Raw genomic sequence first — 13,612 nt, forward strand, 5'->3', positions numbered from 1 at the left:
TAATTCTCACGCAAAAAACGGACAAATCTCTTAAATCACAGTGGCTTCGGAACCGTAAACGCATGCCATACTCCAAGGCACTCCGAATTCACACTAGATGAAGCCGCACATGCCCAAAGGATTGATTCGCGCTTTCGGCGCCCTGTTGACCGCACTGGCCCTCTACAGCCTGTTGGGTTTTCTGATTTTGCCAGGCATCGCCTTGCGTATCGCCAACCAGCAATTGGCCGCCCATGCGACAGTGCCGGCGCAGATCCAGCGTATGGAACTCAATCCGTTCAGCCTTGAAGTCACCCTCTGGGGCCTGAATATCGGCGAGCCAGGCAAGGAGCAGGTCGGCTTCGAACGGCTGTACGCCAATTTGCAACTCGACAGTTTGTGGTCCGGCGCCCTGCACCTGGTCGACATCGAGATGGACAAGCCCAAGACCGAAGTGGTGTTCGCCAAGGACGGTCAGTTGAACCTGCTGGGCCTGTTCAAGCTGCCGGCCAGCGAACCGACGCCCGCCGATCCCGAGGCCAAGCCGTTTCCCCTGCGGGTCGATCGAATCAAGTTGGCCGGCGGCTACGTGCATTTCCAGGACCTGCGTCCTAGCGAGCCTATCGAGTTTCTCTACGACACCCTCGATTTCGAGCTGAAGAATCTCAGCACCCTGCCTGACGACAATGCCGACATGACCTTGGTGGCCGCCGGCCCCGAAGGCGGACAGATCGACTGGACCGGTAATTTCAGCCTCACACCGATTGCCTCCCAAGGCACGCTCAAAGTCACTGGCGGCCAGATGAAAGCCTGGTGGCCCTATGTGCGCGACGCCGTACCGCTAGTGCTGGAGAACGGTGTCCTGAACCTCAGCACCGACTACAAGCTCAACCTGGCCAAGGGCACCGAACTGCTGCTCAACAACGTCGCGGTCAGCGTCGCGCCCTTGGCCATCAAGGCCCCCGATGGCCGCCCACTGGTGAAACTCGAACGCCTGGACGTGAGCGAAACCACGGTGGACCTGGCCAAGCAGCAAGTGGTGGTTGGCAAGATCCGCAGCCAGAAGCTGGAAACCTGGGCCGCTCGCGAGGCGGACGGGCAACTGGACTGGCAGAAGCTCTTCGCCAGCCAGCCAGCAAAACCGCAGGTCAAGGCGGAACCGGCATCCGCCCCGGCGGCGGCCGACTCGCCAAAACCTGAACCGGCACCGCCCAGCAAACCGTGGCAAGTGCTGTTGAAGGACGTGCAACTGCGCAACTACCAGGTGCACCTGGCCGACCGCCAGGCACAGCCGGCCGTGGCCCTGGAGGTCGGCCCGCTGAACCTCGACCTGCAGAACTACGACACCCTCAACGGCTCGCCCTTTACCCTCAAGCTGGACACCGGGCTGGGCAAACAGGGCAAGATCCTGGCCGACGGCGAGGTCAACCTGAACCCGATCAGCGCCAGGCTCAAGGTCAAGACCCAGGACATCGACCTGCGCGTCGCCCAGTCCTACATCAACCCGTTCATTCGCCTGGAGCTGCGCTCCGGGATGCTCGGCAGTGACCTGGCGGTCGACCTCAAGAGCACCGAGCCACTGGCATTCGCCGTCACCGGCCGTGCCCAGGTCGATCAGTTGCACACCCTCGACACCCTCAAGACCCGTGATTTCCTGAAATGGCAGAAACTGACCCTTGAGGGCCTGAACTATCAGCACGGCAACAGCCTGTCCATCGACAAGGTCAACCTGTTCCAGCCTTACGCGCGCTTCATGATCAACGACGACCGCACCACCAACGTCGATGACCTGCTGATCCCGCAACCGGCCGACGGCGGTACAAAGAGCACCGCGGCAAAACCGAAGGCCCAGGAAAAACCGCTGGGCATCCACATCGGCGGTATCGCCATCAACGACGGTTCGGCCAACTTCGCCGACTTCAGCCTGACGCCCAATTTCGCCACGGCTGTGCAGCAGCTCAACGGCGAAATCGGCACCATCGACAGCCGCCAGGCCCAACCGGCCAGCGTAGACGTCAAGGGCAAGGTCGACCGTTACGCGCCGGTTACCATCAAGGGCGCGGTCAACCCCTTCGATCCGATGGCCAGCCTCGACATCGCCACCAGTTTCAAACGGGTCGAGCTGACGACCCTGACGCCCTACTCCGGCAAGTTCGCCGGCTATCGCATCCGCAAGGGCCGGCTCAATCTCGACCTGCATTACCGAATCACCAAGGGCCAGCTCCAAGCGGAGAACAAGGTGGTGGTCGAACAATTGCAGTTGGGGGAAAAAGTCGACAGCCCGGACGCCGTGAGCCTGCCGCTGAAGCTGGCCATCGCGTTGCTCAAGGACTCCGAAGGCAAGATTTCCATCGAACTGCCGGTCAGCGGCAACCTCAACGACCCGCAGTTCAGTGTCATGCCGATCGTCTGGCAGACCCTGCGTAACCTGGTGGTCCGCGCGGCCCAGGCGCCCTTCAAGCTCATCGGCGGGCTGGTGGCCGGGGGCGGCTCGGAAGACCTGGGCAGCGTGGCGTTTGCGCCGGGCTCCAGCGACCTGAGCAAGGACAACGAAAGCACGCTGCTCAAACTCTCCGAAGCCCTGGGCAAACGGCCGGAGCTGCGCCTGGAGATCGAAGGCACCGCCGCCGAAAGCAGCGACGGTCCATTGCTCGCCGCCCAGCGCCTGGAACGCGAATACCAGTACAACTACTACAAGATGCTGCAACGTCGGGGCGACAAAGTACCGGCCCAGGCGTCGCTGATACAGGTGCCCGAGGATGAAAAGGCACCACTGCTCGAAGGCATCTACCGCACGCGCCTCAAGACTCAGCCGCCTGCCGAATGGACGCAACTGGATAAAAAGACGCGCATTGAGAAACTACGCGAAAGCGTGATCAAGTTCTGGAGCGGCAGCGACGTGCTATTGCGTCAACTGGGGCAGGAACGGGCCAGCAGTATCAAGGACTTCCTGGTGGACAGAGGCCAATTGGCCGACGACCGCGTGTATTTCATCGACGCCAGCCTCGGCCAGGCCGAAAGCGACGGTCGCGTAATCACTCCTCTGCACCTGGATGCTGAATGACATGAAGTGTGTGTACGGGCTCAGCCTGGGTCTATTGCTCGCCGCCGGCCAAGCGTCGGCGGCCGATACGCTGCGCTGTGGCAGCCAGTTGATCAGCGTCGGTGACCGCTCCAGCGAAGTGCTGCAAAAGTGCGGGCAGCCTGTGGCGCGGGATGACCTGGGCTATAAACGCAGTGCCAATCGCCGGGAAGAATACCCGGTGGAAGAATGGACCTACGGGCCCAACAGCGGCATGTATCAGTACCTGCGTTTCGAGGGGAATCGGCTGGTGCAGATCACCAGCAAGCGAGGGCAGTGAATGTGCCGCCGCCATCGCGAGCAAGCTCGCTCCCACATTTGACCGCATTCCTTCTGGCAGAACTCGCACCCCTGTGGGAACAGGCTTGATCACTCTCTTCAGAAAGAACTCGATCCCTGTGGGAACAGACTTGATCACTTTTTCTGAAGGAGCTCGATCCCTGTGGGAGCGAGCTTGCTCGCGATAAGGCCAACTCGGTTTCCCCGGCCGGACCGCACATTTTTTCTCCCCAGAATAGAACAGGCCCCCGGCACGAATGCCGGGGGCCTGTAATGGCCACGTCCCTGTGGCCTTCGCATGAACTCCAAAGCAACGGCAAGCGTATGACTCAGCCCGCTTGCCGCGCCCTCTCCCAGTCCAGGCGAGAAGTCTTAGCCTTACTCGGCTTTCAGGCCGTCAGCCGATACAGCCTTGACGCCTTTGATTTTCTTGGCGATTGCCACAGCGGTGTTTTTCTGAGCGTCAGTCACGGCAACAGTGGACGACAGGGACACAACGCCTTTGTTGGTTTCGACTTTGATGTCGGTGCCTGGAATGCCTTTTTCGGTGACCAGGTCAGCTTTGACTTTGGTGGTGATCCAGGTATCGGAGGTGGCTTCCTTGGCCTCTGTCACCTCGCCTGCGGCCAGCATCATAGGAGCCTGAGTTGCTTGAGTGGTCTCGGCGAATGCGCTAGCCATGGTCAGGGTCAGTGCGGTAGCAGCGGCGGCAGTGATAGCGAACTTCTTCATACGAGTAACTCCTGTTTTTCTCAGAAACTGCCGGAGGTGCATCCCGGCAGGGTTAACAGGAGTAGTGCGAAGGCTGTGCCAGTTTTGAAACATTTATAAACCGCTTATAAATCAATAGATTAAGCGAAGCGGTAATTTTTGAAATCATGCAAAATGCATGACCCCGTGACTTTCTACATGCAAGTTGCGGGTTTCGCTCAGCTGCTAAGCACCTGAATTGCCGAACATTTCCAACGCGCATAAAAAAAGCCCCGGTGTTTAAGCGGGGCCGAGTCAACCGGGATGGGTTATGGATTCGCAGCACCGGTACAGCCAGTCGGCAAGAACTCCTGGGCAGCAGTAGAAGCACAGGTCCAGACACCTGCAGCCGAACGCGAGAGTGTAATCGTCCTCCCCTGGACGAGAGCTGGCGAATTCAGGAGAGCACATGCAATCGTGCCGGCTCCGGCCGCCGCCGTGCCTGTAATGGTGATTGTGCAGTTACTGGTAGGTGAGGTGATGCCCATGTTGGCGATCGTAGGGTCAACCCCTCGATTCATATTGTCCTCGTACGGCACCTTGAAGGCAGTGATTTCGGCCAACCCGGCCGTGGCCTTGGCTCGCGCTTGGTACCTGGAATATTGCGGCAACGCAAAGGTCGCCAGAATGCCAATGATCGCCACGACGATCAGCAGCTCGATCAGCGTAAAGCCCTTTTGCTTATTCATAGACATCTCCCATGCATGAGTCGAAATCTCATGACCTGAAATGGCCACTGCAGGGCACATGCCAACCCTGAAGCGCCATCAATAAAGGGGTTGAACTCGCACAACGGCGACGTCCTACCTCAACAACCGCACTATCTGACGTTTTTTGTCACGCAGGCTCGCTGGTTTGGCGTCGATGCTTGACTAGGCTATAAGTCATGAACTGTCCGCCGCCGGAATCCCCATGAATGACATCGCCCTCAGCGGCCTGACCAAGCAATTGGTACTGGCTGAACTGCTCACCGAGCAAAGCGCGCAACAGGCGTATCAACAGGCCCAGCGCAGTCGTATCCCCCTGGTCAGCTACCTGGTGCAGAACAAACTGGTCCAGAGCCGCCAGGTCGCGGAGATCGCCTCGGAGCATTTCGGCGTCGCCCTGCTGGACCTCAACAGCCTGGACAAGGACACCCAGCCCACGGGCCTGGTCAGCGAAAAACTGGTGCGCCAACATCACGTCCTGCCGCTGTGGCGGCGCGGCAACAAGTTGTTCGTAGGCATCTCCGACCCCACCAATCACCAAGCCATCAATGACATTCAATTCAGTACCGGCCTGACCACCGAAGCCATCCTGGTGGAGGACGACAAGCTCAGCGACGCCATCGAAAAGTTTTTCGAATCCAGTAGCACGGGCCTGGAAGGCATGGGCGATGTCGACCTGGACGGTCTGGACATCGAATCGATCGACGATTCCAAGCAGGACTCCATCAGCGGCCAGGACACCGACGACGCGCCCGTGGTGCGTTTCGTCAACAAGATGCTGCTGGACGCGATCAAGGGCGGCTCTTCCGACCTGCACTTCGAGCCTTACGAAAAAATCTACCGGGTGCGGGTGCGCACCGACGGCATGCTGCGGGAAGTGGCCCGGCCGCCGATCCAACTGGCGACCCGTATCGCCGCCCGCCTGAAAGTCATGGCCAGCCTCGATATTTCCGAACGGCGCAAACCCCAGGACGGCCGGCTGAAAATGCGCCTGTCGAAAACCAAGTCCATCGACTTCCGGGTCAACACCCTGCCGACGCTCTGGGGCGAAAAAGTGGTGATCCGGATCCTCGACCCCTCCAGTGCGCAGATGGGCATCGATGCCCTGGGCTACGAGCCGGATCAGAAAGACCTGTACATGGCCGCCCTCAAGCAACCGCAAGGGCTGATCCTGGTCACCGGCCCGACCGGCTCGGGCAAGACCGTGTCGCTGTACACCGGGCTGAATATCCTCAACACCGTGGACATCAATATTTCCACCGCCGAAGACCCGGTGGAGATCAACATGGAAGGCATCAATCAGGTCAACGTGAACCCGCGCCAGGGGTTGGACTTCGCCCAGGCCCTGCGCTCGTTCCTGCGCCAGGACCCGGACGTGATCATGGTCGGCGAGATCCGCGACCTGGAAACCGCCGAAATCGCCATCAAGGCTGCCCAGACCGGTCACCTGGTGCTCTCCACATTGCACACCAACAGCGCCGCCGAGACCCTGATCCGCTTGCAGAACATGGGCATTCCGGGGTTCAACATCGCCACCGCCGTGCACCTGATCATCGCCCAGCGGCTGGCGCGCAAGCTCTGCACCCACTGCAAGAAAGCCATCGAGATTCCCGAGGAAACCCTGCTCAAGGAAGGTTTCCCCGGGGAACGCATCGGCACATTCACGATCTATGAGCCGGTCGGTTGCCAACAGTGCAATCACGGTTACAAAGGGCGCGTGGGGGTTTACGAAGTGGTCAAGAACACGCCCGAGCTGCAACGGTTGATCATGGCCGAGGGCAACTCGCTGGAAATCGATCTGCAAATGCGCAAGGACGGCTTCAATGACCTGCGCACATCGGGGCTGCTCAAAGTGATGCAGGGCGTCACCAGCCTCGAGGAAATCAACCGGGTCACCAAGGATTGAGCATGGCGGTCAAGGCAGTAAAAACCGACGTCTATACGTGGGAAGGCAAAGACCGTAAAGGCGCGAAAATGACCGGCGAGCTGACGGGACAGAGCCCGGCCCTGGTCAAGGCACAGCTGCGCAAACAAGGTATCAACCCGGAGAAGGTGCGCAAGAAATCCACCTCGATATTCAGCAAGGGCAAGCGCATCAAGCCGCTGGATATCGCCCTCTTCACCCGCCAGATGGCGACGATGCTCAAGGCTGGCGTGCCGCTGTTGCAGGCGTTCGACATCATCGGCGAAGGCTTCGACAACGCCAACATGCGCAAGCTGGTGGACCAGGTGAAGCAGGAAGTCGCCGCCGGTAACAGCTTCGCCGCCTCGCTGCGCAAATGCCCGCAGTATTTCGACGATTTGTACTGCAACCTGGTGGATGCCGGCGAACAGGCCGGTGCCCTGGACACACTGCTGGATCGGGTCGCGACCTACAAGGAAAAGAGCGAAGCGCTCAAGGCCAAGATCAAGAAAGCCATGACCTACCCGACGGCGGTGATACTCGTCGCGGCGGTCGTCACTGGCATCCTGCTGGTCAAGGTAGTACCGCAATTCGAATCGGTCTTTTCTGGGTTCGGCGCACAGCTACCGGCCTTCACGGTGATGGTCATCGGCCTGTCGGAATTCTTGCAGGAGTGGTGGTGGGTGGTGCTTGGCGGGTTTGTGGGGACATTTTTTGGCGTGAAATACGCCCTCAGGCGTTCCGAGCGCTTTCGTGACTGGCGCGATAAATGGCTACTCAAACTACCGCTGATAGGCTCCTTGATGTACAAGTCCGCTGTGGCCCGCTACGCCCGCACGCTCTCGACGACATTCGCCGCCGGCGTGCCGCTGGTCGAAGCCCTGGATTCAGTATCGGGTGCCACCGGCAACGTGGTATTCAAGCGCGCCGTGCAGCGCATCCGCCAGGACGTTTCCACCGGCATGCAGTTGAATTTTTCCATGCGCGCGTCAGGGATCTTCCCGAACCTGGCCATCCAGATGACCGCCATCGGCGAGGAATCCGGCGCGCTGGACGACATGCTCGACAAAGTGGCGAGTTTTTATGAGGCCGAAGTGGACAATCTGGTGGACAACCTCACCAGCCTGATGGAACCCTTCATCATGGTGGTCCTGGGGGTCGTCGTGGGTGGCCTGGTGGTTGCCATGTACCTGCCCATCTTTCAACTCGGCTCTGCGATCTGACATGCCCCTGAGCGAATTTTTCGTGCTGTACCCCGTGGCTTTCGTGCTTGTGGCGGCATTGCTCGGCCTGATCATCGGCAGCTTCCTCAACGTGCTGGTGTGGCGCCTGCCGAAGATGCTCAACCGCGAATGGCGCCTGCAAGCCCACGATCTGCTGGGCCTGCCGGCCGAGACCCCGGGCCCGGTCTACAACCTCATGCTGCCCCATTCCCAATGCCCGCACTGCGGCCATCGCATCCGCGCCTGGGAGAACATTCCGCTGTTGAGCTACCTGATGCTGCGGGGCCGCTGTTCGAGCTGCGCCGCGCCCATTGGCAGGCGTTACCCCCTGACCGAAGTGGCCTGCGGCGCATTGTCGGCGTTCGTCGCCTGGCATTTCGGCTTTGGCTGGCACGCCGCGATGGTGATGGTGTTGACCTGGGGCCTGCTGGGCATGAGCCTGATCGATGCCGAGCATCAACTGCTGCCCGATACCCTGGTGTTGCCGTTGTTGTGGCTGGGCTTGATCGTCAACAGCTTCGGGCTGTTCGTTTCCCTGGACCAGGCGATGTGGGGCGCGGTGGCCGGCTACCTGGCGCTGTGGTCGGTGTTCTGGGTGTTCAAGCTGATCACCGGCAAGGAAGGCATGGGCTACGGGGATTTCAAGCTGCTGGCGATGCTGGGCGCCTGGGGGGGCTGGCAGGTCCTGCCGCTGACGCTGCTGTTGTCGTCGCTGGTGGGCGCCGTTATCGGGGTCATTGTGCTGCGCTTGCGTGATGCGCCCGGGTCGACGCAGATCCCCTTCGGACCTTATCTGGCCATTGCCGGCTGGATTGCCTTGCTCTGGGGTGGTCAAATAACCGACTTCTATTGGCAGTCTGTCGGTTTCTAATGAATACCCCTCTGGAAAAACCCTGGATTCTCGGCCTGACCGGTGGCATCGGCAGCGGCAAGAGCGCGGCGGCCCAGCATTTCATCGATCTGGGTGTGCACGTCATCGACGCCGATCATGCGGCACGCTGGGTGGTCAAACCCGGGCGCCCGGCGCTGGCGAAAATCGCCGAGCACTTCGGCCCTGGCGTATTGCAGGCCGACGGTGCCCTGGACCGTGCGGCGCTGCGCAAGCTGATTTTCGAGCATGCCGATGAACGCCGCTGGCTCGAAGCACTGCTGCATCCGCTGATCGCCGAGGAAATCGCCCATCACCTGGCTCAGGCACAATCGTCCTACGCGATCCTCGTGTCGCCGCTGCTGATCGAGTCAGGGCAGTACGCCATGACCCAGCGGATCCTGGTGATCGATGCGCCGGAACAACTGCAGATCGAACGAACGTTGCAGCGCGACCAGACCAGCGAACAGCAGGTCCAGGCGATTCTCAAGGCCCAGTCCAGCCGCCAGGATCGCCTGAGCCATGCCGACGACGTGGTGGTCAATGATCGCGACCTCGCCTGGTTGCACAGCGAGGTCGAGCGCCTGCATCACTTTTACCTTACTTTGCGTGGAGGCCACTCATGAGCCAAACCCCAACCGTTGATTGCCCAACCTGTGGCGCCCCTGTGGAATGGAGCCCGCAGAGCACATTCCGGCCGTTCTGTTCTGATCGCTGCAAACTGATCGACCTCGGCGCCTGGGCGTCGGAAGAACACAAGATCCCGGTCAGCCCCGACGCCGAGGATGAGCTGTTCAGCGAAGATTTCGAGCCTCGCTCGCATCACTAAGGCCGCATGAAACCGTAGTCCTGTTCGTCGTCGAGGTTTTCCGCCAGGAAACTCAACTCGTCGGCCAGGTCTTCAGCGCTGCGCACTGTCTTGCTCTGCTGCACGATCGCGCTGAGCAAGGCACGCAGGCTCAAGCCCGGGTCGAAACCGATCTCCATTGCGGCATCGTGGCTACGCCTGATCTCTTGTCTGGCCCACTCATAAACACTCATGGTTGTACTCCTGGAAGTTTTCCAGAGCATGCAGCGCGTGCGGTGGGGCAGCCTTGACGTGAATCAAGGCTTGTCATCATCGTTCCACGGTGCCGACAGGTAGCGCGTGCGGTTGAAGGTTTCCAGCCATTCAGGGCTGAACACCACCAACGCACTGATCACCATGCCGTTGATGAAAGCTTCGGGAAAAATGATCAGCCAGAGGTAACCGATGAAATCCTCCAGCCAGTAAGGCATGGCGAATATACCGTCGTACCACAGCAGGCCAAGCCCCAAAAGCAGGCACGCCAACGCCGAAAACGCAGCGGCGAGAAACCCCGAACAGAAGATGTACACGAACAGATTGCGCGGCTGTGCGCGTTCCACCAGGATCGCGCAACATTCGGTGATCATTACCGGCAGCAGAATCAGCAGCACACCGTTGACCCCGACAGCCTCCATGTCCTGACGCCCCAGCAGCACCAGCGCGAGCTGGGCACAGAAACCACCCAGGATTGCCAGCGGCCAGTCCAGCAGCAACGTCACGGCGGTCATGCCGATGAAATGATACGAGACACCCGTGTCGAAATCCCGTCGCACCAGCCACAGCACGAACAACGCCAGCACCGTGCCGAACAGCAGATGCTGGCGACGGCTATCCGTGAACAACTCGACCCACGGTGCCCGCGCCACGGCCCAAGCCAACACCGGCACATAAACCAGCCAACCGACCGCCAGGGTGTGCGGTGATAGCAGTTCAGCACCGATCATGGACTACTCCTTTCACTTGCCCTTGTCTCAAACAGGGATTACTTCAAACCAGCAGTCTACACCTCCCCCATAACGCCCATTAATCCACGCAACGCTTTCAGCTTGTCGCAATTGAACGCTAAGCTTGGGCTCATGGATGATTCCGATTATTTACGCCTGCTGACCATCGCGGCCGAGCAAGCCAACGCCTTTCTCTCCAATGCCCGCAAATGGGAGCGTGAGCGTTGGGTCTGCCAGCGTCTGCTACAAGGGCTGAACGTGCCCTACCGCGCCGACGAATTCGCCCCCGCCGGAGAGCCGCCGGACGTGTTGTTTCGGGATGCCAATTTCGAGGTGTTTTTCGTGCTCGACGAGGGTCGCCGCCTCAATGACGAATGGCGCGATGAACTGCAACGTCGCCGCAGCGCCTTTTCCCTGAGCCAACTGGTGCGTCGCGAGGCCAAGCCCCGGCGGATCCCGGCCAATGAATTCCTGATGCGCCTGGCCCCGACCCTGCGCAAGAAAGCCCACAACTACACCGAACGCGGCATGGACCTGGGCGACCTGGACATCATCGCCTTCGCCAGCCTCAAGCGCGAAGTGTTGGACCTCAACAGTCACTTCCCACCGCCGACCGAATACCTGCGCCAGGGCTGGCGCTCGCTGTCGCTGGTGGGGCCGACGTTTGCCCGGGTGCTGTTCGCCCATCCCGACGCGCCGGACTTTTTGCGAGGCAATCTGGGGCGCAGCATCGTGTTCGATGTCGGGATCAGCCTGTGAGCCCATTGCAGGAACTGATCGCCGCCGTGCCGCAGCAGGGTCGCGTACGCTGGATTGGCGTGCGCCCCCAAGGTCACGCGCCGATGATCGAGCTGGACGCCGTGGAGGCCCGCCTGGAAGCCGGACTGACCGGCGATCATGCCCGTCCCGGTGTGCGCAATGCACGACAAGTGACGCTGATCCAATGGGAGCACCTGGCCGTGATCGGTTCGCTGATGGGCCGCCCCGAGGACCAGCCGGTGCTGCCACAGGAGTTGCGACGCAATATTGTGGTCAGCGGCATCAATCTGTTCAGCCTCAAGGGCCGGCGCTTTCGCATCGGCCAAGCCATCTTTGAAACCACCGGCTGGTGCCAGCCCTGTGCCCGATTGGAGCGAAACCTCGGCGAAGGTACGTTCCAGGCCGTACGCGGCCATGGCGGAATCACCGCCCGGGTGTTAAAAAGTGGAATCATTCGCCTGGACGACAGCCTGAGCGTCGAACCTGTGCCGGCGAGCGGCTACGCAGCGTTCAATGCCGGCTAGCCGGACGCTGTAACGTCTTCACCTTCCGCAACGTCTACCTGACGAGGCCTTTATGACCAGCCGCCTGAACCCAGATGACCAGAAGCATGTCGAAGAGTACCTGCAACTGTCCCAGCACCGAGTCGAGCGCCGGCCTTTCCGGCCGTGGATGCTCCTGGTGGTGGTACTGGCCGTGACCATCGGCCTGGGCCTGTTGAGCCGACTGATCAGTTACCTGACGCTATGAGCCGCTTGGCGCTCGCTCGGGTAACGGCACCGAATTCCTTTAGCCTTGCGAGATATCCCCATGACTCATCGTATTGTCATCGTTGGCGGCGGCGCCGGCGGCCTGGAGTTGGCTACCCGTCTGGGTAAGACGCTGGGCAAGCGTGGCACGGCCAGTGTGATGCTGGTCGACGCGAACCTGACCCACATCTGGAAACCCCTGCTGCATGAAGTGGCTGCCGGTTCCCTGAACTCTTCCGAAGATGAACTCAACTACGTCGCCCAGGCAAAATGGAACCATTTCGAGTTCCAGCTTGGGCGCATGAGCGGCCTGGACCGGGAGCGCAAGAGAATCCAGCTGGCCGCCACCTATGACGAAGCGGGCGTCGAGCTGTTGCCGGCTCGGGAATTGGGTTACGACAGCCTGGTGATTGCCGTCGGCAGCACCACCAATGACTTCGGTACCGAAGGTGCGGCGCAGCACTGCCTGTTCCTCGACACCCGCAAGCAGGCCGAGCGCTTCCATCAGCAATTGCTCCACCACTATCTGCGTGCCCACGCCGGACAGACCGATATTGTCGAACGCATCAGCGTCGCCATCGTCGGCGCCGGTGCGACCGGTGTCGAACTGGCGGCAGAGCTGCACAATGCCGCTCACGAACTGCACGCCTATGGCCTGGACCGGATCAAACCGGAGAACATGCACATCACCCTGATCGAGGCGGGTCCACGGGTCTTGCCAGCGCTGCCGGAGCGTATCGGCGGACCGGTGCACAAGACTCTGGAGAAACTCGGGGTCAACGTCATGACCAACGCTTCCGTCAGCCAGGTGACCGCCGACAGCCTGATTACCGCGGACGGCCAGGTGATCGACGCGAGCCTGAAAGTCTGGGCCGCCGGGATTCGCGCCCCGGACTTCCTCAAGGACATCGACGGACTGGAGACCAACCGGATCAACCAGCTGCAAGTGCTGCCGACGCTACAGACCACCCGCGACGAGAATATCTTCGCCTTCGGCGATTGCGCCGCCTGCCCGCAACCCGGCAGCGATCGCAATGTTCCGCCCCGTGCCCAGGCCGCGCATCAGCAGGCCTCGTTGCTGGCCAAATCCCTGAAGCTGCGAATCGAAGGCAAGGCCCTGCCCGAATACAAGTACACCGACTACGGCTCGTTGATTTCGCTGTCGCGGTTCTCGGCGGTGGGCAACCTGATGGGCAATCTGACCGGCAGCGTAATGCTCGAAGGCTGGCTGGCGCGGATGTTCTACGTCTCGCTGTACCGCATGCACCAGATGGCGCTGTACGGCCTGTTCCGCACGGCCATGCTGATGCTGGGCAGCAAGATCGGACGCGGGACCGAGCCACGGCTGAAGTTGCACTGAGGATGAACCGCTGACGACTGCGGTGTATCAGCAACATTGACACTGAGTGATCTACCGCAATCGCGAGCAAGCTCGCTCCCACAGGATGACCGCGATCAACTGTGGGAGCGAGCTTGCTCGCGATGACGGCGGCACAATCAATACTTAAGCTCGGGCAGGATC

At 60.6% G+C, this 13,612-nt stretch carries 15 protein-coding genes; 11 read left to right on the top strand and 4 right to left on the bottom strand.

Annotated features, from left to right (window positions below; all coding sequences use genetic code 11):
• The first annotated feature begins 109 nt into the window (after positions 1-109).
• Positions 110-3,043, top strand: a complete 2,934-nt coding sequence (locus AB7M32_RS00185) for a DUF748 domain-containing protein (protein WP_454248784.1) — start codon at positions 110-112, stop codon at positions 3,041-3,043.
• A gap of 1 nt (position 3,044) precedes the next feature.
• Positions 3,045-3,341, top strand: a complete 297-nt coding sequence (locus tag AB7M32_RS00190; protein WP_454248785.1) for a DUF2845 domain-containing protein — start codon at positions 3,045-3,047, stop codon at positions 3,339-3,341.
• Positions 3,342-3,718: 377 nt separating this feature from the next.
• Here AB7M32_RS00190 and AB7M32_RS00195 read toward each other — a convergent pair whose 3' ends face one another.
• Both AB7M32_RS00195 and AB7M32_RS00200 read right to left on the bottom strand, forming a co-directional pair.
• A complete protein-coding gene (locus AB7M32_RS00195; RefSeq protein WP_454248786.1) occupies positions 3,719-4,072 on the bottom strand; it encodes a BON domain-containing protein in 354 nt (117 codons plus the stop codon).
• A gap of 287 nt (positions 4,073-4,359) precedes the next feature.
• Positions 4,360-4,779 carry a pilin gene (locus tag AB7M32_RS00200; protein ID WP_092333746.1) on the bottom strand — a complete coding sequence of 140 codons (420 nt, stop codon included), beginning with the start codon at positions 4,777-4,779 and terminating at the stop codon, positions 4,360-4,362.
• A gap of 223 nt (positions 4,780-5,002) precedes the next feature.
• Between AB7M32_RS00200 and pilB the strand changes: the two genes are divergently transcribed.
• The 5 genes from pilB to yacG are packed head-to-tail and all read left to right on the top strand — an operon-like array spanning position 5,003 to position 9,620.
• Positions 5,003-6,703, top strand: coding sequence for a type IV-A pilus assembly ATPase PilB (gene pilB / locus AB7M32_RS00205; protein WP_454248787.1), 1,701 nt, complete (start codon positions 5,003-5,005; stop codon positions 6,701-6,703).
• A 2-nt stretch (positions 6,704-6,705) separates the two neighbouring features.
• Positions 6,706-7,923 carry a type II secretion system F family protein gene (locus AB7M32_RS00210; protein WP_072411769.1) on the top strand — a complete coding sequence of 406 codons (1,218 nt, stop codon included), beginning with the start codon at positions 6,706-6,708 and terminating at the stop codon, positions 7,921-7,923.
• Position 7,924: 1 nt separating this feature from the next.
• Positions 7,925-8,794, top strand: coding sequence for a prepilin peptidase (locus AB7M32_RS00215; protein ID WP_454248788.1), 870 nt, complete (start codon positions 7,925-7,927; stop codon positions 8,792-8,794).
• On the top strand, positions 8,794-9,417 hold the full coding sequence (coaE, locus tag AB7M32_RS00220) for a dephospho-CoA kinase (protein WP_454248789.1): 624 nt from the start codon (positions 8,794-8,796) through the stop codon (positions 9,415-9,417). The genes AB7M32_RS00215 and coaE overlap by 1 nt, the downstream gene beginning before the upstream one ends.
• On the top strand, positions 9,414-9,620 hold the full coding sequence (yacG, locus tag AB7M32_RS00225) for a DNA gyrase inhibitor YacG (RefSeq protein WP_057450865.1): 207 nt from the start codon (positions 9,414-9,416) through the stop codon (positions 9,618-9,620). The genes coaE and yacG overlap by 4 nt, the downstream gene beginning before the upstream one ends.
• Here the strand turns inward: yacG and AB7M32_RS00230 are convergent.
• Positions 9,617-9,832, bottom strand: coding sequence for a hypothetical protein (locus AB7M32_RS00230; protein ID WP_053125334.1), 216 nt, complete (start codon positions 9,830-9,832; stop codon positions 9,617-9,619). The genes yacG and AB7M32_RS00230 overlap by 4 nt on opposite strands.
• Positions 9,833-9,895: 63 nt before the next feature.
• Positions 9,896-10,582 (bottom strand): energy-coupling factor ABC transporter permease, encoded by a 687-nt coding sequence (locus tag AB7M32_RS00235; protein ID WP_454248790.1) that lies wholly within the window; start codon positions 10,580-10,582, stop codon positions 9,896-9,898.
• Positions 10,583-10,714: 132 nt separating this feature from the next.
• Between AB7M32_RS00235 and AB7M32_RS00240 the strand changes: the two genes are divergently transcribed.
• Genes AB7M32_RS00240 through AB7M32_RS00255 form a run of 4 tightly spaced genes read left to right on the top strand, consistent with a single transcriptional unit; the run spans position 10,715 to position 13,450 of the window.
• Positions 10,715-11,341 carry a DUF1780 domain-containing protein gene (locus AB7M32_RS00240; RefSeq protein ID WP_025215531.1) on the top strand — a complete coding sequence of 209 codons (627 nt, stop codon included), beginning with the start codon at positions 10,715-10,717 and terminating at the stop codon, positions 11,339-11,341.
• Positions 11,338-11,865, top strand: coding sequence for an MOSC domain-containing protein (locus AB7M32_RS00245; RefSeq protein WP_060740575.1), 528 nt, complete (start codon positions 11,338-11,340; stop codon positions 11,863-11,865). The genes AB7M32_RS00240 and AB7M32_RS00245 overlap by 4 nt, the downstream gene beginning before the upstream one ends.
• 52 nt (positions 11,866-11,917) lie before the next feature.
• Complete coding sequence (locus AB7M32_RS00250) at positions 11,918-12,091, top strand: DUF3094 domain-containing protein (RefSeq protein ID WP_003185543.1); 174 nt, start codon at positions 11,918-11,920, stop codon at positions 12,089-12,091.
• Between the two features lie 60 nt (positions 12,092-12,151).
• Positions 12,152-13,450, top strand: a complete 1,299-nt coding sequence (locus AB7M32_RS00255; RefSeq protein WP_123344871.1) for an NAD(P)/FAD-dependent oxidoreductase — start codon at positions 12,152-12,154, stop codon at positions 13,448-13,450.
• The last annotated feature ends 162 nt before the right edge of the window (positions 13,451-13,612 follow it).

Source organism: Pseudomonas sp. R151218B TE3479 (genome assembly GCF_053629195.1).